This is a genomic window from Paralimibaculum aggregatum, assembly GCF_030270585.1.
In the GTDB taxonomy this organism is placed as follows: domain Bacteria; phylum Pseudomonadota; class Alphaproteobacteria; order Rhodobacterales; family Rhodobacteraceae; genus Thermohalobaculum; species Thermohalobaculum aggregatum.
In genome coordinates this window covers 45077-65611 of the sequence record NZ_BSYI01000010.1, presented here as the reverse complement: position 1 = coordinate 65611, position 20535 = coordinate 45077, and the positions used below count along the sequence as shown (strand labels likewise).

13 protein-coding genes are annotated in these 20535 nt (G+C 71.2%); 12 read left to right on the top strand and 1 reads right to left on the bottom strand.

Annotated features, from left to right (window positions below):
* The first annotated feature begins 133 nt into the window (after positions 1-133).
* From QSJ97_RS07965 to QSJ97_RS07935, 7 genes are all read left to right on the top strand, one after another.
* The gene (locus QSJ97_RS07965; RefSeq protein ID WP_285671180.1) at positions 134-1456 is read left to right on the top strand and encodes an ABC transporter substrate-binding protein; all 1323 of its coding nucleotides are present in this window, start codon (positions 134-136) and stop codon (positions 1454-1456) included.
* 92 nt (positions 1457-1548) lie between these two features.
* The gene (locus tag QSJ97_RS07960) at positions 1549-2496 is read left to right on the top strand and encodes a carbohydrate ABC transporter permease (RefSeq protein WP_285671179.1); all 948 of its coding nucleotides are present in this window, start codon (positions 1549-1551) and stop codon (positions 2494-2496) included.
* On the top strand, positions 2493-3431 hold the full coding sequence (locus tag QSJ97_RS07955) for a carbohydrate ABC transporter permease (protein WP_285671178.1): 939 nt from the start codon (positions 2493-2495) through the stop codon (positions 3429-3431). The genes QSJ97_RS07960 and QSJ97_RS07955 overlap by 4 nt, the downstream gene beginning before the upstream one ends.
* Positions 3428-3616, top strand: a complete 189-nt coding sequence (locus QSJ97_RS07950) for a hypothetical protein (protein ID WP_285671177.1) — start codon at positions 3428-3430, stop codon at positions 3614-3616. The genes QSJ97_RS07955 and QSJ97_RS07950 overlap by 4 nt, the downstream gene beginning before the upstream one ends.
* 3 nt (positions 3617-3619) lie before the next feature.
* Positions 3620-4717: an ABC transporter ATP-binding protein gene (locus QSJ97_RS07945; protein WP_285671176.1), complete on the top strand. Its 1098-nt coding sequence runs from the start codon at positions 3620-3622 to the stop codon at positions 4715-4717.
* Positions 4710-5702 (top strand): ABC transporter ATP-binding protein, encoded by a 993-nt coding sequence (locus QSJ97_RS07940; RefSeq protein WP_285671175.1) that lies wholly within the window; start codon positions 4710-4712, stop codon positions 5700-5702. The genes QSJ97_RS07945 and QSJ97_RS07940 overlap by 8 nt, the downstream gene beginning before the upstream one ends.
* Positions 5703-5718: 16 nt before the next feature.
* On the top strand, positions 5719-7344 hold the full coding sequence (locus QSJ97_RS07935; RefSeq protein ID WP_285671174.1) for a dihydroxyacetone kinase subunit DhaK: 1626 nt from the start codon (positions 5719-5721) through the stop codon (positions 7342-7344).
* Positions 7345-7350: 6 nt separating this feature from the next.
* On the opposite strand, the gene QSJ97_RS07930 is transcribed toward QSJ97_RS07935, so the two are convergent.
* Entirely contained in the window at positions 7351-8883 is a 1533-nt protein-coding gene (locus tag QSJ97_RS07930; RefSeq protein ID WP_285671173.1) for a trimethylamine methyltransferase family protein, read from the bottom strand.
* 197 nt (positions 8884-9080) lie between these two features.
* Between QSJ97_RS07930 and QSJ97_RS07925 the strand changes: the two genes are divergently transcribed.
* The 5 genes from QSJ97_RS07925 to QSJ97_RS07905 all read left to right on the top strand — a co-directional run bounded on the left by QSJ97_RS07925 (position 9081) and on the right by QSJ97_RS07905 (position 20239).
* A complete protein-coding gene (locus QSJ97_RS07925) occupies positions 9081-11504 on the top strand; it encodes a GcvT family protein (protein ID WP_285671172.1) in 2424 nt (807 codons plus the stop codon).
* Between the two features lie 402 nt (positions 11505-11906).
* Positions 11907-12746, top strand: a complete 840-nt coding sequence (locus tag QSJ97_RS07920) for an NAD(P)H-binding protein (protein WP_285671171.1) — start codon at positions 11907-11909, stop codon at positions 12744-12746.
* 111 nt (positions 12747-12857) lie between these two features.
* Positions 12858-15626, top strand: a complete 2769-nt coding sequence (locus QSJ97_RS07915) for a phosphoenolpyruvate carboxylase (RefSeq protein ID WP_285671170.1) — start codon at positions 12858-12860, stop codon at positions 15624-15626.
* 1283 nt (positions 15627-16909) lie between these two features.
* Complete coding sequence (locus QSJ97_RS07910; protein WP_285671169.1) at positions 16910-18037, top strand: hypothetical protein; 1128 nt, start codon at positions 16910-16912, stop codon at positions 18035-18037.
* Between the two features lie 1776 nt (positions 18038-19813).
* The gene (locus tag QSJ97_RS07905; RefSeq protein ID WP_285671168.1) at positions 19814-20239 is read left to right on the top strand and encodes a hypothetical protein; all 426 of its coding nucleotides are present in this window, start codon (positions 19814-19816) and stop codon (positions 20237-20239) included.
* Positions 20240-20535 lie beyond the last annotated feature (296 nt).

Genomic DNA, 20535 nt, shown 5'->3' with positions numbered 1-20535 from the left:
ACGCACCTCAAAAATTCGTGGACAGGAGCCGCGCGGCTCGGTTACCTTGCTGGAGGCATCGCGAGATGGTGCGACAGCGTGGCGCGCGAACCAGCAGACCAAGATGCGCCCGCCAGACGGGAGGAGATATCCGATGAAGACGACGCATCTCATGGCGGCGACGGCGCTCGCGCTGGTCTCCGGGCTCGGCACGACCGGTGCGCGGGCCGACGATCTCACGCTCTGCTGGGCGGCCTGGGACCCGGCCAACGCGCTCATCGAGCTGTCGAAGGATTTCGAGGCGACGTCCGGGCACAAGATGAGCTTCGAGTTCGTGCCCTGGCCGAACTTTGCCGACCGCATGCTCAACGAGCTCAACTCCGGCGGCCAGCTCTGCGACCTGATGATCGGCGACAGCCAGTGGATCGGCCTCGGCGCCGAGGCGGGCCACTATGTCAAGCTCAACGACTTCTTCGAGGCCGAGGGCATCTCGATGGCGGATTTCATCCCCGCCACGGTCACCGGCTATTCCGAGTGGCCGAAGGGCACGCCGAACTACTGGGCGCTGCCGGCCTTCGGCGACGTGGTGGGCTGGACCTATCGCAGGGACTGGTTCGAGCGCCCCGAGCTGCAGGCCGAGTTCCGCGAGATGCACGGGCGCGACCTCGCGCCGCCGAAGACGCTGGCCGAGCTGAAGGACATCGCCGCCTTCTTCCAGGGCCGCGAGATCGACGGCACCACGGTCTACGGCGCGGCGATCTACACCGAGCGCGGCTCGGAAGGCATCACCATGGGCGTGACCAACGCGCTCTACAATTTCGGCTTCCTCTACGAGAACCCGGACAAGCCCTATGACATGGACGGCTATGTCAACTCGCCGGAGGCGGCGGCCGGGCTCGAGTTCTACAAGGCGCTCTACGACTGCTGCACCCCGCCGGGCTCGTCGGACTGGTACATGTCGGAGAACATCGACGCCTACAAGTCGGGCCAAGTGGCGCTGCAGATGAACTTCGCCTTCATCTGGCCGGGGGTGAATGCCGACCCCAACGTGGGCGGCGACAGGTCCGGCTACTTCCCCAACCCGGCCGGGCCGGGCGGGCATTTCGCGCAGCTCGGCGGGCAGGGGATCTCGGTGGTCTCCTACTCCGACAGCCAGGCGGCGGCGCTCGAATACATCAAGTGGTTCGCGCAGCCCGAGGTGCAGAAGAAGTGGTGGGAGCTCGGCGGCTATTCGGCGCTGCGCGCGGTGGTCGAGGACCCGGGCTTCGCCACCAGCCAGCCCTATGCCCAGACCTTCCTCGACAGCATGGCCATCGTGAAGGACTTCTGGGCCGAGCCCGCCTATGCCTCGCTGCTGCTCTCGATGCAGGACCGGGTGCACAAGTATGTCATCGCCGGCGAGGGCACCGCGCAGGAGGCGCTCGACAAGCTGGTCGAGGACTGGGTCGAGGTCTTCGAGGACGAAGGCAAGCTCTGAGGAGCGCTCCCGTGCCCGCCGCGCGCGGGCACGGGCTGCCGCGGCCGGGCATTCTTCCGGCCCCAAGCTGACGACCATCCGGGGAACATCCCATGGGCGAGACCACCATCGAGCGCGCCGCAAAGGCGACGCCGCCGAAGCTTGCGCGACGGATCCGCGGCCTTTCCGACCGCGCCATCGCCTGGATCTTCGTGGCGCCGACGATCTTCCTGCTGCTGGCGGTGAACATCTTCCCGCTGATCTGGACGATCCGGCTGAGCTTCACCAATTTCCGCGCCAACCGGCCGAATGCCGAGGTCAAGTGGATCGGCCTGCGCAACTACGAGCGCATCCTGACCGACAGCGACATCTGGCTGACCATGCAGGCGACGGCGCATTTCCTGTTCTGGACCATCGTGCTGCAGGTGCTGCTCGGCTTCGCGCTGGCCTGGTTCATCAACCAGAAGTTCCGCGGCAGCAATTTCTGGACGACGGTGATCGTGCTGCCGATGATGCTCTCGCCGGCGGTGGTGGGAAACTTCTGGACCTTCCTCTACCAGCCGCAGATCGGGCTGTTCAACTATTCGGTGGCGTTCCTGACCGGGGCCGACCCGACCAGCTTCAGCATGATCGGCGATACCGGCCTCGCGCCCTGGGCCATCGTGATCGTCGATACCTGGATGTGGACGCCCTTCGTGATGCTGATCTGCCTCGCCGGGCTGCGCTCGATCCCCGATTCCATCTACGAGGCGGCAGAGTGTGACCGGGCCTCGAAATGGCGGCAGTTCTGGACCATCACGGTGCCGATGGTGCTGCCCTTCCTGATGCTGGCGGTGCTGTTCCGCGGCATCGAGAACTTCAAGATGTTCGACCTGGTGGTGCAGCTCACCGGCGGCGGGCCCGGCAACATCACCACGCTGACCTCGATCGACCTGAAGCGCGAGGCCTTCGAGAAGTGGCGCACGGGCTATTCCTCGGCCTATGCGATCATCCTCTTCGTCACGGTCTTCGGCCTCGCCTCGATCTATGTGAAGGCCCTCAACAGGGTGAAGGAACGATGAGCGCCTATTCCGTGACCGCGCCGAGCCGCCGGCAGCAATGGATCGCCGGGGTGCTGGTCGCCCTCTATGCCGTGATCACGCTGCTGCCGCTGCTCTGGATCTTCACCACCGGGTTCAAGTCGCCCTCGGACGCCATCGCCTATCCCCCGAAGCTCGCCTTCGAGCCGACGCTGGAGGGCTATGTGAACCTCTTCACCACGCAGACCCGGCAGACCGAGGCCTATCTGGCCGAGAACCCGCCGGAGAGCTGGTACGAGGAGATGGTGCATGCCAAGGGCATGGTGATCGCCGGGCCCTCGCGCTTCGGCGAGCGGTTCCTCAACTCTGTCATCATCGGCTTCGGCTCGACCTTCCTCTCGGTGTTCCTCGGCACGCTGGCGGCCTATGCCTTCTCGCGCTACCGGGTGCCGCTGAAGGACGACCTGCTGTTCTTCATCCTCTCGACCCGGATGATGCCGCCGATCGCCGTGGCGATCCCGATCTTCCTGATGTTCCGCTCGCTCGGGCTTTCCGACACCCATGCCGGGATGATCCTGCTCTACACGGCGGTCAACCTCTCGCTCTCGGTCTGGCTGCTCAAGGGCTTCATGGACGAGATCCCGCGCGAATACGAGGAGGCGGCGCTGATCGACGGCTATACCCGCTTCCAGGCGTTCCGGAAGGTGGTGCTGCCGCAGGCGGCCACCGGCATCGCGGCGACGGCGATCTTCTGCCTGATCTTCGCCTGGAACGAATACGCCTTCGCGGTGCTGCTGACCTCGGGCACGGCGCAGACCGCGCCGCCCTTCATCCCCACGATCATCGGCGTCGGCGGGCAGGACTGGCCGGCGGTGGCGGCGGGTGCCACGCTGTTCCTGCTGCCGGTGATGGTCTTCACCATCCTGCTGCGCAAGCATCTGCTGCGCGGGATCACCTTCGGAGCGGTGCGCAAATGACGGGTTTCCTTTCCGGCCTCCTGCGGCTCCGGCGCGGGCCCTGGGAGATTGTCGCCTCGGTGCTGATCGCGCTCGGCGTCTTCATGCTGATGCAGCCCTTCGTGCTCTGGGCCTTCACCTGGTCGTTCATCGTCACGCTGACCGGCACGGTGATGTTCATCGTCGTCAGCCATTTCCCGGAGTGAGTCATGGCTGAGATCGTGATCCGCAACCTGCGCAAGGAGTTCGGCGAGTTCACCGCCGTGCAGTCGTCCTCCTTCAAGGTGGAGGACGGCGAGTTCTTCATGCTGCTCGGCCCCTCGGGCTGCGGCAAGACGACGACGCTGCGCATGATCGCCGGGCTCGAGCTGCCGACCTCGGGCGAGATCTACATCGGCGGCGAGGAGGTCGGCCAGCGCCCGGCCTCGGAGCGCGACATCGCCTTCGTGTTCCAGATGTTCGCACTCTATCCCCACATGAACGTTCGCAGGAACATCAGCTATCCGCTGGTGAGCCAGGGCATGCCGCGTGCGCAGGTCCGCGAGAAGGTGGCGGAGGTGGCGAAGATCCTCGGCATCGAGGAGATCCTCGACCGGCCGGTGGGCGGGCTCTCGGGCGGCGACCGCCAGCGCGTCGCGCTCGGCCGGGCCATCGTGCGCGAGCCGAAATGCTTCCTGATGGACGAGCCGCTCGGCGCGCTCGATGCCGAGTTCCGCGAACATATGTCCGAAGAGCTGCGGAAACTGCACGACAGGATGGGCGCGACAACCGTCTATGTCACCCATGACCAGCTCGAGGCGATGCAGATGGGCGACAAGATCGTGGTGATGAACCACGGGGTGATCGAGCAGTTCGGCACGCCGCAGGACATCTACGACAAGCCGGCGAGCCTGTTCGTGGCGGATTTCATCGGCTCGCCCTCGATGAACTTCCTGCGCTTCCATGGCAGCCTCGAGGCGGGGGCGACCGAGGCGGTGCTCTCGCATCAGCCGCTCGGCATCCCGGCGCTGCGCGAGCCGTTCGACGGCGACATGGTCTATGGCGTGCGGCCGGAGCATGTGCGGCTCTCCGACAGCGCCGGCTATCGCGGCGAGATCGTCGCGGCGGAGTATCTCGGCACCACGCAGATCGTCACGCTGGCGACGCCGAACGGCGAGGTGAAGGCGCGCATCGCCTCCGACCAGCCGGCCCGGGTGGGCGAGACCGTGGGGCTCGCCTTCAACGGCGCCACGGCGACGCTCTTCGACAACCAGACCGGCCGCGCGATCCGCTCGGACCTGAACGAGGGGGTGCTCTCCCATGGCTGAGGTTGTGCTCAGCGAGGTCTCCAAGGCCTTCGGACCGACGCAGGCGGTCGACGCGATCTCGATGGTCGTGCCGGATGGCGCCTTCGTGGTGCTGCTCGGTCCGACCGGCGCCGGCAAGACCACGACGCTGCGCCTGATCGCCGGGCTCGAGGCGCCGGATGCCGGCGACATCCTGATCGGCGGGCGCTCGGTGGCGGGCGAGAGCCCGGCCGCGCGCAATGTCGCGATGGTGTTCCAGCAATACTCGCTCTATCCGCACATGACGGTGCGGGAGAACCTGGCCTTCCCGCTGCGCTCGCCGATCCTGCGCACGCCCGAGGACGAGATCCGGCGCAAGGTGGCGGAGGTGGCGGAGGTGCTGCGCATCGCCCACAAGCTCGACAACCGGGCCACCGCGCTCTCGGGCGGCGAGATGCAGCGCGTCTCGATCGGCCGGGCGCTGGTGCGCGAGCCGGAGATCCACCTGATGGACGAGCCGCTGAGCTCGCTCGACGCCAAGCTGCGCGCCGATCTGCGGGTCGAGCTCAAGCGCATCCAGGCCGGGCTCGGGGCGACCATGCTCTACGTCACCCACGACCAGATCGAGGCGATGACCATGGCGACCCATGTCGGCGTGCTCGATGCCGGCCGGCTGGTGCAGCTCGGCAGCCCGCGGGAGATCTACGAGAACCCGGTGAGCCTCTATGTCGCCGGGCGGCTCGGCCTGCCGCGGATCAACGCGCTGCCGGCGGATCTCTTCGCCGGGGCGCCGGCGGGGGCGGCGACCATCGGGCTCCGCCCCGAGCACATCGCCCAAGGCGAGGGCCGCGAGGCCCGCGTCGCGCGCATCGAGCATCTCGGCGACCAGACCCGGCTGCACCTGACCCTGGACGGCCACGAGATCGTCACGCTGGCCGATGCCCACACCCCGCTGGAGCCGGGCGACGCGCTCGCCATCCAGCCCCGCAACGCGCTCTATTTCGATGTCTCCGGCGACCGGATCTGAGGAGAGGACCCGACCCATGAAGCAGTTCATCAACGCGAAGGAGACGCTGGTCACCGAAGCGATCGACGGCACGCTGCGTACCGGCGGCGGGCGGCTCGCCCGGCTCGACGGCTATCCGCACATCAAGGTGGTGGTGCGCTCCGACTGGGACCGCTCGAAGGTGGCGCTGGTCTCCGGCGGCGGCTCCGGGCACGAGCCGAGCCATGCCGGCTTCGTCGGCCAGGGGATGCTGACGGCGGCGGTCTGCGGCGACATCTTCGCCTCGCCGTCGGTGGATGCGGTGCTGGCCGGCATCCTCGCCGTCACCGGCAAGGCGGGCTGCCTGCTGATCGTCAAGAACTACACCGGCGACCGGCTGAATTTCGGCCTCGCGGCGGAGCGCGCGCGGGCGCAGGGGCTGAAGGTCGCGATGGTGATCGTCGACGACGACGTGGCGCTGCCCGACCTGCCGCAGGCGCGCGGCGTGGCGGGCACGCTCTTCGTGCACAAGATCGCCGGCGCGCTGGCCGAGCAGGGGGCCGATCTCGACACCGTGGCCGAGGCCGCGCAGCGGGTGGTGAAGGGCGTCGTCTCGATCGGCATGTCGCTCGACACCTGCACCATCCCGGGCTCGCCCAAGGAGGACCGGATCGGCGCCGGCAAGGCGGAGCTCGGCCTCGGCATCCATGGCGAGCCGGGCATCGAGCAGGTGGAGTTCTCGACCGCGCTCGACGCGATGGAGATGGTGGTGGACCGGCTCGCGCCGGCCATCGGGCCGGGGCCGCATGCGGCGCTGCTCAACAATCTCGGCGGGGCGACGCCGCTCGAGATGGGGGTGCTGGCCGAGGAGCTCAGCCGCTCGCGCATCGGCGGGCAGCTACACTGGCTGATCGGCCCGGCGCCGCTGATGACCTCGCTCGACATGCAGGGCTTCTCGGTCTCGCTGCTGCCGGTGACCAAGGCCGACGAGGCGGCGCTGCTCGCCCCGGTGGCGCCGGCGGCCTGGCCGGGTTGCCTCGCGCTCGGCGAGGTGGCGGTGGCGGCGCTGCCGGACGGGCTGACGCCGATCCAGCCGATCCCCTCGGCCAACCCCGAGGCGCGGGCCTTCATCGAGCGCTGCTGCGGCATCCTGATCGATGCGGAGGCGGATCTGAACGCGCTCGACGCGAAATCCGGCGACGGCGACACCGGCAGCACCCTGGCCACCGCGGCGCGGGCGCTGATCGGCGCGATGGACCGGCTGCCGCTGGCGGACCGCACGCAGCTCTACCGCGCCATCGGGCTCGAGCTCAGCCAGACCATGGGCGGCTCCTCGGGCGTGCTGCTGGCGATCTTCTTCGCCGCGGCGGGGGATGCCTCGGCCAGCGGCAAGGACGGCATCGGCGCGCTGAAGGCCGGGCTCGACCGGGTGCAGCAGGTCGGCGGCGCGCGGCCGGGCGACCGGACGATGATCGACGCGCTGCAGCCGGCGCTCGAGGCGCTGCCGGACGGGCTCGCGGCGGCGGCCGGGGCGGCGCGGGGCGGGGCCGATGCAACGGCCGCGATCACCCGGGCGCGCGCCGGCCGGGCGAGCTATGTCGCGGCGGCGAGCCTTGCCGGGCACAACGATCCCGGCGCCGAGGCGGTGGCGCGGCTCTTCGAGAAGCTCACCGCGGCGGGGTAGCGCGTCTCAGCCCGGCCGGATCGGGAACCGCGCCCGGATCGCCGCATCGGCCTCCGGCGCGAGGTGCCCGGCATCCGGCGCCGCGAGGATCTCGCGCACCCGCTCCCGCGCGCGGGCGGCGGCATCGCGCGCGCCCTTCTCGGCCCAGACCGCGGGCGCGTCGCGGTCGGCGAGCTTCGGGTAGAGATAGTCCCGCTGCATCGCCGCCATGGTGTGCGCCGCGCCGAGGAAATGCCCCTCGCCCAGCACCGCCTCGCGGATCGCGCCGAGGCCGAGCGTCTCGTCATTGACCTCGATGCCGCGGATCGCGCGGTGCACATGGCCGAGCATCTCGTCGTCGAGCACCATCGCCTCGAAGCTGGCGCCGAGCAGCGAGGCGGTCATGCCGGCGGCCTCGTAGACCATGTTGGCGCCGGCCATGCCGGTGAGCGCGGCGGAGAGCGCCTTCTCGGCCCCCATCTGCGCATCCACCGCCTTGGCATCCGCCATCGAGCAGGCCACCCCCGAGGGCAGCCCGAGCCGGTTGGCGAGCTGTGCCGCGGCGGCGTTCATCACGCTGATCTCGCCGCCGCCGCCGCAGAAGGCGCCGGTGCGCAGGTCGATCACCAGCGGCCAGTTGGAGAAGATCATCGGATGGCCGGGGGCGAAGAGGTTGACCAGCACCAGCCCGCTCAGCGTCTCGGCGAGGGACTGCGCGAGGAAGCCCGCCAGCGTCGCCGGGGCGGTGGCGCCGGACTGCGCGGCGATGATGCAGTTGATCGGCACGCCGAGGCGGATGCATTCCAGCGTCACCTCCACGGCATCCTCGCCGAAGCGCATCGGCGAGATCACCGGCGAGATGTGCGCCTTGCAGAAGGGCCGCTCGCGGAAACGCCCCGGCCCGCCGAGGGCGATGTCGAACATCTCGATGATCGGGCCGACATGGCTGGCCAGGGTGAAGGCGGTGCCGACCGGCTTCGCGGTGCCGCAGAGCAGGGCATGGGCGGTGTTCACGTCGAGCGCGAAGCTGTCCTCGATATCGGTGGCGATGCAGCAGCGGGTGAACCAGGAAATGTTGGGCAGCGCATCGGCGAGCCGGGCAAAGGCGCGCAGGTCGGCCAGCGTCGAGGGGCGGTAGCGCCCGGTCTCCGGCTCGAGCACCTGCACCGCCGCGCCGCCGGTGCCGAAATGCACGCGCTCGGCGCCGATGGAGATGTCGTGGCGCGGGTCGCGGCCGTGGAAGGTGAACTCCTTCGCGGCACCGGCGACCATCTCCTCGACCAGCGCGCGGGGCAGGCGCAGGCGGCCGCGTTCGTCGGTGCTGGCGCCGCGGGCATGGGCGGCCTCGCGCACCACCGCGGGCACCTCGCCGATGCCGAGCTCCGCCAGCAGCGTGAACGCGGCCTCGGTGATCTGCACGAGCTCGGGCTCGGTGAGCGGGGCATAGCGCCCGCCGCTCTGGCCCGGCGGCGCAGGATTGGCCTCGGGCTCGGGCCCCCTGCGGGATGCCACCCGGGTTGCCCGCCCCCGCCGCCGCGCCGTGCTCTCCCGTCGTTCCATGCCGCACCTCCGCCCTGTTTCCCCGTCGCCCTGTTTCCCCGGAGCATGGCGCCGGGCCGGTCCCGCGGTCCAGCACGCGTCTGCCTCGGCGGAAAATCCGAAGGCCGCCTGCGGATTTCCCGCAGGGGATCGCTGCGCCCTTGCCTGCCCGCCCCGCGCGGCGGAAGGATCGCCGCCGATGCATGGTGGAGGCGATGATGCGGACTACGGCACGGGCAGTGGTGATCGGCGGCGGGATCGGGGGCTGCTCGGCCCTCTATCATCTCACGCAGGAGGGCTGGACGGATGTCATGCTGCTGGAGCGTGACGAGCTGACCTCCGGCACCACCTGGCATTCCGCCGCGCAGGTCACCAATTTCGGCGCGGTGCAGACCATGGTCGGCCTCAAGAGCCATTCCATCGCGCTCTACAAGGAACTGGCCGAGGACCCGGACTACCCGATCAACTACCACCACGCCGATGGCGGCCTCCGGCTTGCCTCCGAGCCCTGGCACATCGAGGGCTACCGGCACTTCATGTCGGTGGCCAGGGGCATGGGGGTGGAGTTCGAGCTGATCGATGCCGAGGAATGCGCCCGCCGCCATCCGCTGATCGTGCCGGGCGGGCTGCTCGGCGCGCTCTGGGACCCGCTGGACGGCGATATCGACCCGGCGCAGCTCTGCCAGGCGCTGGCCCGGCGCGCCCGCAAGGCCGGCGCGGAGGTGCACCGCCACACCCCCGTCACCGGCCTGACCGAGACCGCCGACGGATGGATCGTGCACACCCCGAAGGGCGACATCCATGCCGAGCACGTGATCAACGCGGGCGGCTATCGCTGCAACGAGGTGGGCGCGATGATGGGGGTGCAGCTCCCGGTCGCCTCGATGGAGCACCAGTATTTCCTCACCGAGCCGCTGGCCGGGATCGAGGCCTTCGGCCGCCGCGTGCCGCTGATCCGCTGCCCGACCGACGATTTCTATGCCCGGCAGGAGAAGCAGGGGCTGCTGGTCGGCTTCTACGAGCAGGACTGCCGGACCTGGGGGCTCGACGGCATCGACCCCGGCTTCACCATGGCGCTCTCGCCGGACGACCCGGACCGCGTGCTGCCGGTGCTGGAGAACGTGTTCGAGCGCATGCCCTGCCTCACCGAGACCGGCATCCACACCATCATCAACGGCCCGATCACCTACACGCCGGACGGGTTGCCGCTGGTCGGGCGGATCCCCCGCAGGCGCAACGCCTGGTGCATCACCGGGCTGCGCGCCGGGCTCGGCGAGGGCGGCGGCCACGGCTGGCTGCTGGCGCAGATGATGGTGCATGGCGAGGCGGTCTATGACACCTGGTGCCTCGACCCGCGCCGCTTCGGCCCCTGGGCGACGGTGGAGTTCACCGCGCTGAAGGCGGTCGAGGACTACCAGAACGAGTTCCGCTTCCACCGCCCGCACGAGCACCGCCCGGCGGGGCGGCGGATGCGCACGACGCCGCTCACCCCGGTGCTGGCCGCGGCGGGGGCCGAGTTCGGCGTGGTCAATGGCTGGGAGCGGGCGCTCTACTACAAGCCGGCGCCCGATTTCACCGAGACCCACGGCTTCGGCTTCACCGAGACCCATGACGTGGTGGCGCGCGAGGTCGAGACGGTGCGCGACCGGGTCGGCCTCGCGGAGGTCAACGGCTTCAATCGGATCGAGATCGCCGGCCCCGGTGCGCGCGACTGGCTCGACGGGCTGGTCTGCGGCCGCCTGCCGAAACGCACCGGCCGGGTCGGGCTCTGCTATGCGCTGGCCGAGACCGGCTGCGTGAAGATCGAGGCCACCGTCGCGCTGATGGCGGAGGACCGGCTGCTCTGGGGCTCGGCGGCGGCGGCCGAGTTGCACGATCTCGACTGGCTGACCGAGCGGCTCCCGGCGGACGGCTCGATCACCCTGCGCCCGCTGGTCGACGAGATGACCATTCTCGTCGTCGCCGGGCCGAAGGCGCGGGCGCTGATGGCCAGCGTCTCGCCCCGCACCGACTGGTCGGCGGAGGCCTTCCCCTGGCTCGCGGCGCGGCGGGTCTTCGTCGGCCCGGTGGAGGTGATCGCGCTGGCGGTCAGCTTCTCCGGCGAGCTGGCCTGGGAGTTGCACGTGCCGAATGCCGGGCTGCTGCGGGTGCATGACCTGCTGGTCGAGGCCGGCGCGCCGCTCGGGCTCGGGCGCTTCGGCAACCTCGCGGTGGAGTCGATGCGGCTCGAGAAGGGATATCGCCACTGGAAGGCCGACCTGATCACCGAGTTCGACCCCTTCGAGAGCGCGCTCGAGCGCTTCGTCGATCTCGGCAAGCCGGATTTCCCAGGCAAGGCGGCGCTGCTCGCGCGGCAGGCGCAGGGGCCGCGGCGGCGCTTCGTGAGCTTCGTCGTGGAGGACGGCGCCGCGCCGATCCATGCCGGCGACAGCCTGATGCAGGGAGACCGCGTGGTCGGCACCGCCAGCAGCGGCGGCTGGGGGCACCGGGTGGGCGAGAACATCGGCATGGGCTTCGTCGAGCCGGCGCTGGCGGCGGAGGGCACGGTCTTCGAGGCGCTGATCCTCGGCCGCCTGGTGCCGGTGCGGGTGGTCGCCCCCTGCCGCTACGACCCCGGAAACACGCGCCTGCGCGCGGGCTGAGGCCGGCCGCCTCCCGCCCGGCCGGCAGGAGAGCGGCCGAAGGCCGGCCCGGTATCGCTGGCGGCGCGCCGGCCCGTGCTCTGGCCGGGCTGGCCGCCCGCCGTCCGGCGGGGGCAGGGCGGCGACGCCTGCCGCAGTATCGATACGGCACCCATGCAAGGTATCGGCCTCCGGGCCCTCGACGGGGCCGTTGGCTTGCCTAAAAGGGATGCAACCAGCTATCTCGCTGCGTCGGCCGGCCGGCACCTGCCGAAGCGGGTCTGCAGCGCCGGGCCATATTGTTCCGGCGGCTCCCGGCGGAGATCCTGGCAGGGCGCCGGCGGGCGCGATTGCAGGGCGCCGGGCCGGCCGCCCCGAGAGATTGGAACGCCGCCCCGGCGCGGCCGGAGGGAGATTTGAGCAATGCCGCAGCCGCGGATCGGGATTACGGGCGCAACCGGCGGGATCGGGGGGCGCGTCGCGCGCCAGCTTGCGGAACGCGGGGTGCCGCTGCGGCTCATCGTGCGCGATCCCGCGCGGGCGCCGAAGCTGCCGGATGCCGAGATCGCCGTGGCCAGCTATGCCGATCGCGAGGCGATGATCGCCGCCACGACCGGCATCGGGACCTTGTTCCTGGTCTCCGGCTTCGAGGCCGCCGACCGGCTCGCCCAGCACAAGGCGGCCATCGACAGCTTCGTCGGCGCCGGGGGCGAGCGGGTGGTCTACACCTCCTTCGTCAACTGCCGGCCGGATGCGGTCTTCACCTTCGCGCACGACCACTACTACACCGAGCAGTACATGACGGTCCGCGGCCTCGCCTTCGCGGCGCTGCGCAACAATTTCTATGCCGACATGGTGCCGCGCCTGCCGGTCGACGGGGCGATCCGCGGCCCGGCGGGCAACGGGCGCTTCGCCCCGGTGGCGCGCGACGACGTGGCCGATGTGGCCGCCGCGCTGCTGATCGACCCGGCCGCGCCCACCGGGGCCTTCGACGTGACCGGGCCGGAGCTGCTGACCATGGCGGATGCGGCGGCGCTGCTCGGCGAGGCGACCGGCCGCCCGGTCGCCTATGTCAAGGAGACCATCGAGGAGGCCTATGCGTCGCGGGCCGGTTTCGACGCGCCGAAATTCGAGCTCGACGGCTGGGTGACCAGCTATGCCGGCATTGCGGCCGGAGAGTTCGCGGTGCTGAGCGACACGGTGGAGCGGTTCGCGGGGCACCCGCCGATGAGCCTGCGGGCGTTCCTCGCGCGCCTGGGCTGAGGCGCGCCCGGCCCCGGGGCAGCCTTTCGCACCGTGCACAATTTTTGAATTCCGCGCGGGTCCGGCACACCGCAGTGTCAGCTCTCGGATCGTGATTCGGGAGGCGATGCCATGCTCGACGCCATGTCTCAGGAAAGCCGCTTCGAGCGGACGCTGAGCTTTCTCATGCGCAGCTTCGAGACCGTGCTCATCGAGCTCGGGGAGGCGGATGTCGCCGCGCTCCTGCCCTGGCGCTCGCTCTGGGGCGGGCCGGGCGCCACCGAGCCGGACTGGCCGGCGGAGCCCTCGCAGCGGCTGCTGCAGGCCTGCTCCATCGCCTTCCAGTTCCTCAACCAGGCGGAGGAGAACGCCGTCGCCCAGCGCCGCCGCCGCGCCGAGGCGCAGGGCATGCTGGCCGCCGATGCCGGCTCCTGGGACCAGCATTTCGCGCGCCTCGCCGAGGCCGGGCGCAGCCCTGCCGAGATCGCCCGCGCGCTCGGCCGGCTCAGCGTCGAGCCGGTGCTCACCGCGCATCCCACCGAGGCCAAGCGCCAGACCGTGCTCGAGCATCACCGCGCGCTCTACCGCATCATCGTCGAGCTCGAGAACGACATGTGGACCGAGGCCGAGCGCGGCGCCTTCGAGGCCGGCGCCCGGGCCTGCATCGAGAAGCTCTGGCGCACCGGCGAGATCTTCATCGAGAAGCCCACGGTGGCCGACGAGCGGCGCAACATCCTGCACTACCTCACCGAGGTCTTCCCGGACACGCTGCCCTGGATCGACAACCGCCTGCGCGCGGCCTGGCGGCGGGCCGGCTTCGAGCCGGCGCTGATCGGCGATGCGCTGCCGCGGCTCTCGTTCGGCGACTGGGTGGGCGGCGACCGCGACGGGCATCCCTTCGTCGATGTCGCGACCACGCGCGAGACGCTCACGGTGTTCCGCGCCCGCGCGCTGGAGCTGCAGCGGCGCGGGCTGGTCGAGATGGCCGGTGCGCTCAGCCTCTCCGGGCGGCTGCAGCCGACGCCCGCGCGCCTCGCAGACTGGCTGGCGGCCCGTGTTGCGGCGCTGGGCGAGGCCGGCGCGGCGGCGCTGCGGCGCAACCCGGTGGAGCCGTGGCGCCAGGCGGTCAACCTGATGATCGCGGCGCTGCCGCCGGCGGAGGGGCCGCCGCCGCCCGGCGCCTATCGCCGTGCGGCGGAGCTCGGGGCCGATCTGGCGCTGCTGCGCGCGTCGCTGCTCGATGTCGGCGCCCGGCGGCTGGCCGAACAGGTGCTCGACCCGGCGGCGCGGCGCGTGCAGGTCTTCGGCTTCCACCTCGCGGCGCTCGACATCCGCCAGAACAGCGCCTTCCACGACCGTGCGCTCGGGCAGATGCTGGCCGCGGTGGGCGAGCCCGACGGGCACGACTATCCCGGCTGGAGCCCGGCGCGCCGCCATGCGGTGATGGCCCGCGAGCTCGGCACCCCGCGCCCCTGCGTCACCCCGGGCCGGCCGATCGGCGAGGAGGCCGACCGCACGGTCGGCGTGCTCCGCGTCTTCGCCGAACACATCCGCGACCGCGGCACCGACGGCCTCGGCGCGCTGATCGTCAGCATGACGCGCACCGCGGAGGATCTCTTCGCCGTGTTCCTGCTGGCGCGCGAGGCCGGGCTGCTGGGCTATGACGACAGCGCCGAGGGTGCCGGCGCGCCCTGGTGCCCGCTGCCGGTGGTGCCGCTGCTCGAGACCATCGAGGATCTCGAGAACGGCACGGCGATCCTCGACCGGTTCCTCGACGAGCCCATCGTGCGCCGCTCGCTGCGCCTCCAGGCCGTGGCGGCGGGCCACGAGGAGCCGGTGCAGCAGGTGATGATCGGCTATTCCGACAGCGGCAAGGACGGCGGCTTCCTCGCCAGCATCTGGACGCTGTATCGCGCACAGTCCGCGATGGCGGAACTCGGGCGGCGGAAGGGCGTGCGCATCCGCTTCTTCCACGGCCGCGGCGGCACCATCGGGCGCGGCGCCGGGCCGACCCACCGGTTCCTGCGGGCGCTGCCGCCCGGCACCGTGCGCGGCGGGCTGCGCACCACCGAGCAGGGCGAGACGATCAGCCAGAAATTCGCCAACCGGGTGACCGCGGCGCATCAGCTCGAGCTGCTGCTGGCCGGGGTGCTCGGCGCGACGCTCGAGGAGCGGAAGGACCCCGAGCGCCTCGTGCGCGCGATGGACGGGCTCGCCGCGGCCGGCCGGCGCGCCTATGAGGGGCTGGTGCAGGCGGAGGGCTTCCTCGCCTTCTTCGACCGCGCCACGCCGATCGACGCGATCGAGCAGAACCGCATCGGCTCGCGGCCCTCGCGCCGCAGCGGCAAGCGCAGCCTCGGCGACCTGCGCGCGATCCCCTGGGTCTTCGCCTGGAACCAGTCGCGCTTCGGGCTGCCGGGCTGGTTCGGCCTCGGCACCGCCTTCGCCGACCTGCAGGCACGCGAGCCGGAGATCTTCGCCGCCTTGGTGCGCGCCAAGACCGAGGCGCATCGCTGGCCGCCGCTGCATTACCTGGTGTCGAACGCCGCCACCGCCTGGGCCGGGGCCTCGCCGGAGATCATGGCGCGCTATGCGGCGCTCGTGGAGGACGAGGCGATCCGTGCCCGCTTTCTCGGCGTGGTCCTCGAGGAGCATGCCCGCACCGGCGCGATGCTGGCCGCGCTCTATGGCGGGCCGGTGGCGGAGACCCGCCCCGCGATCCAGCAGATGATCGACCGGCGCAACCAGGCGCTGACCCCGCTGCATGGCCGGCAGATCGACCTTCTGCGCCGCTGGCGCGGCTTGCGCGACGGCGGCCGGACGGGCGAGGCAGAGGCCCTGCTGCCGGAGATCCTGCTCTCGGTCAACGCCGTCGCCTCGGGCCTCGGCAGCACCGGCTGAGTCCCTTTCGGGTGCTCGGTGGCCCGGCCGGGCCCGCCAAGCCCCCGCCGGGCTCCCACCGCGTGCTGACGGCACCGCCTCCCGACGCCCGGGCGGGCCGACGCTGCGCATGGGTCGGCTAACCTCGCGGCGGGAGGCGCGCAACGGCGCGCGGGAACAGCCGCCCGCAACGGTGTCCGTCGGCAGCCATGTGGCCCGACGGGCACCCCAGCCGGGGCCGACGAGGATCGCCATCTGCCTTGCGATGCAGGCGGAGACGGTCCATCGCGATCCAGCAGGGAGGGTCCGGCTCTGTGTCCGCTCCGGTCCGCCACAGCCAGCCACCACCCTCTCCAGGAGGCCCTGCGCCCGACACCGGAAGGCGCGCATCCCGACATCCTGCCTGTCAAACCGCATCGGCCCGGCGCCGCGGACCGGCGTCGAAGGCCTCCCTCGGCACCCCGGTTCTTGCCCGAGCCTGGCCGCCGCGGAGCCGTGAGCGAAGGGGGCCTGCCCCGGCATGGTCTTGAGCGGGTCGGGCGCGGCACTTTGCGCATGGTCCCGCCACTGGCCTCGACGATCCTGCGACGGCATGCAGTCGCCCGATGGGCGCCGCGCTCATCCTGCACTGCCGAGGATGCGCGGCCATTCCCCAGAGCGAGGCCGGTGCCAATGACCGGGATCACCACGGGACCGGAGCCGTCGCTCCAGTGCGGATCGAGTTGCATGTGCATCTGGGGGGCGAGCGGTTCCAGGTACGGTTCCCGCCGAGGGCCGATGGGGCCAGCCCGCATGGCCACAGCCCTTTCCGTCGATCCGCGCCGGCGTGTTGCGGATGCTCTCGAGGCCGAGCTCTCCTGCCGACGGGCGGCAGCGCGGTTCGGCGTCGGTGTATCCTCGGCCCTCCGGTGGATCGGCGGGGCCCGCACAGGCGGGCATCCTGAGCCGGACAGGTGAGGCGAGAGCCGCCGATCGCACCGCATCGGTTGGCACCGGGGCCTGATCCTCGGCCGGGTCGCCGAGGAGCCGGACCTGGCCCTGGCAGAGGTCGCGGAGCGCCTGGCACAGACCGTCAGCCAGCGCCCGCGGCCGAGGAGGATCTGCCGCGTCTTCCAGCACCACGAGTTCACGCGGAAGGAAGGACTGCGCATGCCTGCGTGCGGGAGCGGACGGATGTGAGAACCCGCGCCCGGCCCGGTTCGACGCCCGGCCCGACCTTGGCCCTTGTAGCTGGTGTTCATCGACGAATGCAGCGCCTTGCGCTTGATGGCCCGCACCCATGGCCACGCTCTGCAGGGAGAGCGATGTCGAGGGCCGGTGCCGCACGGGCACTGGACGACCACGCTTTCGACGGCGCGCTCCGGCTCTCGGGCGCGATGGGCCCCGGGCGATCGATGGCGAGACGTTCCTCGCCCGGGGCCGGCCTCAATGCCGCGACATTGCGGCCCGGCAGCATTGCCGTCTTCGGCGCCCTGCCGGCGCACAAGCCTGCCGCCGTGGCCGAGGCCATCGAGGCCGCCGGCGCGCATCTTCGCCCCCTGCCGCCCTGCAACCCCGACTTCACCCCGATCGAGCCGGCCTTCCCAATGCTCAGGGTCGGGCCCCGCAAACAAGCCGCGCAAGCCAGACAGACCCGCGGCACGGCCATCGCCACCGGCAGGGGCCGCATCATTGCATCCGAAGCCCGCGCCTTCCTTACCCCCACTGGACATGAACCCGAATGTTCGGAAACCGCTCAAGGCGATCGGGCGGAACGGGAACTCGTCGCCGGTCGTGGCGAAGAGCTGGTCATCGCGTCCGCCGGGCAGAGCAAGGTTGGTCCGGCAATGGCCACCGGCAATGCGGCCCAGGCGGCCAGCGCGGGCCGCGGTGTCGCGCTTCTGCGTGTGGTCGGCGGCGTTGAAGACGCGTCTCCCGGCACCGGCATCGGTGTCGATGCAGCGGTCACGATGCCGGCGGCGGGATGCCCCCTGCCGGTGCCTGTGCCTGTGCCGCGGATTGGCTCCGGGCGCTGCTGCTGCTCGGCGAAGGTTCTGCCGGCGGGCTCGCGGGCCGGGGCCTCGCCGGTCGGCGCATCGTCGATGGCCGATGCATCCCTTCGCCAATCACTCCCGGACGATTGGCGCGAGAAGGATCGGCCTAGGCAAAGCTCACCCGATCGTGCGTCGCTCCTCGCCGCCCAGTTCGGTGGCCAACGGCGCGCCGCTGACGCGATCCGGCATGTATCGGCGCCTGGCCGCTGCGGCGGCGATCCCCCCGTGGTCCGCAAGAGTCGGCCGTCATGCCGGAGGGCGTCAGGGCATTCATGGTGGCAAGGGTCGAGCCTCTTTTCGCCATCGTTTCGAGGGGCATGGCGAAGGGGTGCGCTGCATCATCGGGCGCCGGCGCAGAGGTGGGCCGCGACGCTCGGACGTCGTGATCGCCGCGGCTGATGCAGGTACGCGCCGGCGGGCCAGTTGGCGTTGGCTCACGCAGGCGAGTGTGTCCGTTCAGGGCCGCGCCGGTGGAGCGGGGCTCTCCGGCCGGAGGCAGGGGGCTGCGGAAACTGCGAGGGCCACGGCCCAGACCACCACGATGGCTGGGAGCCCGTCGCGGAGCCCGGCGGTCGGTCCGGCACCGGGGGTCTCGACCATCTGCCGGTCGCCGCATGCCGGAGGGGGAGACCGGCTTGCCGAGCGCATCCGGCAGTGCCCGATCCTTGATGGAGGCGCCGTTTCCCACTGCCCTAGCCACCGATCGAGCACCGGCCCGCGGGGCTAGGCGACGTGGACCGCCATGCCACGCCACAAGGCGCACCGGTGCTCGCTTCGCTCCCTTCCGTTCCGGCAAGCCTCGATCCGCGCGGCACTCGCCCGAAACTCGGCGGGGTGCCCATCGCCGAGGCAGGGATCGAGAAGGCGTTGTGGTCGATGCGCACGAGGCGGGTTTTCGAGGCCGCGGCCGGCAGCGCAGCGAACCTGTCGACAGCGCGGCGATAGGCCTCGAGGCACATCCGCGTGGGGCAAACACGTCCCGGCCCGTAGGGCCGGACCTCTCCCTCTGGCAGAGCGCCGTCGCGCGGGGCATGCGGCGGTCCTCCGGCCCGGCGTCAGCCGCTAGTGCGCCGGAGCCTCTGTGCTGGCGGTCAGCGGCCGCTTTGGTTCCTCCTGTTCGGGTCCATTCTCCGGCCGGGCTGCGACGCTCTCTCGCAAGCGAGCGCCGTCTGCTCCGGGCGGAGCGGCGCACAACGGCTTGCGCGACACCTGCGGCGCAGGCAGATCCGTGCCCGCCGTCATTGTTTTCCGGATCGATGGCGCGACAGGGCATGGCACCACGGCCGGCATCCCGATCCCGGCCCTCGCTAGCACCGTCTTTCCCGGCAAAGAGGCGACCGCGACCGGTCGCCGATCGCAGGCGAGGAGGCTCTCGCGCCACGCCGATCCCAAGTTTGGAACAAGGGCGCCGCCGCCACCGGGCGGGGCGCGACCATCGGAGACGGCTGTACCTGCGCCGCCTCGATGGCATTTCTTGGATCGTGCCGACCGCCATCTCCGCCCCGCCCGCCACCGACTATCCGGGCGGGCCGTTCGTGACCGCGGTGGCGAGTCGGAGATGGCTCGCCGGATCGGCTTGTCCGATCGCCGCGTGCACCCTCGGCAGCGGCTTGGGTGACAGCGCCGCGATGACGGCGCGGTGGAACTCTCCCTTCCCAGTGGTTGCAGTCGCGCTGCCGTGGTGCCGACCCCGCGCCGCCGATGCATCGCCGGGTGGTGGCAGAGTGCGGCCTCCAGCGTCAGGGCCGGGCCAACGGCGGTATGGTTCGTGAGGGGGATGCCCGGATCCTGATCGAGCAGCCGGATCGCGTGAACACCGCAGGTTTCGACCTTCCGGGCCGATCGGCAGCGCCTGTTGGTGGCAGGTTTACCGTGGCTGTTGTCGGCTTCTTCATGGTGAACCGGACCGGAACTGTGGAGGTCGACCTCGTCCGGTGGCTGTAGCTTGGCGCCTCCCTTGGGCGCGTGGCGACGCCAGGTTGTGCGCGGAGGTCTTTTTAGCGCTCTTCCGCTGGTCATGCCGGGAACGGTGCGCTGCTGGGGGCCGGGTTCGGTGGGGCCCATTGCACGGCGGCCATGCGGCTCCGGGCGGTCTGGCATCTGTGGCTTGCCTGTGTCTGGGGCAGGTCGGAGGTGCGCCCTTCCTCGGTTCCGGGAACCGCACGGCCCGGATCAATGCGTGAGGCGCGGGCCACCGGTGGCGGGTTGCCCGTCGGGCGGGAGCGCAAAGCCGGTTTCGGGAGCGGCTGGCCGGTCCGCGTCATGGCGCGGATGCGGGTGATGGGGCGGCACCATCCGGATATCGTGGTGCCGGTTCGCGAGGGCGCGTGCTGGTGCGTCGTGGGCATGATCTTCGCTTGTCTCTCCGAAATGCATGGCTGGGGCGCGGAGATCGGCTGCCTTGCGCCTGTATCAGGGGAGCGCATGGGCAGCCCGGCCAGCATCCTTGCCTCGGGGGCAGAGAGGGCGCGGCCGATCGCCGGCATCCGCAACCTCCTGCTGCAAGCGCATGGCGAGGGAGCCGTTGCCGCGGTGGTGGTGGTCGGGGAGGCGTCCATGGCGAGCGGGGCGTTGTCGGATTGCCGGCGCCGGTCACCGTGAGCGATGAGAACCTGCCTCAACGCGCGCCGGGGGGACTAGTCGTCCGATGATCGCGTTGGCGACGGTCTTGGCCGCGGGCAGGGGCGCGGGGCGGCGCTCGCGCAGATTGGTCGGCACGGCATGGTGGGCGGGACCCCTGGCGACCCCGGCCGGATCGATGCGGGATCCGTCAGGGCCGGGAGTGGCCGGTTCGGTATCGGTTCGATCCGCCGGGCCAGTGCCGCGGCCGTCGGCGGGACGAAGCGGTGTACCGTGCCGCGCCGGCCGGTTCGACCGGCCGGAGAGCCATATCGGGC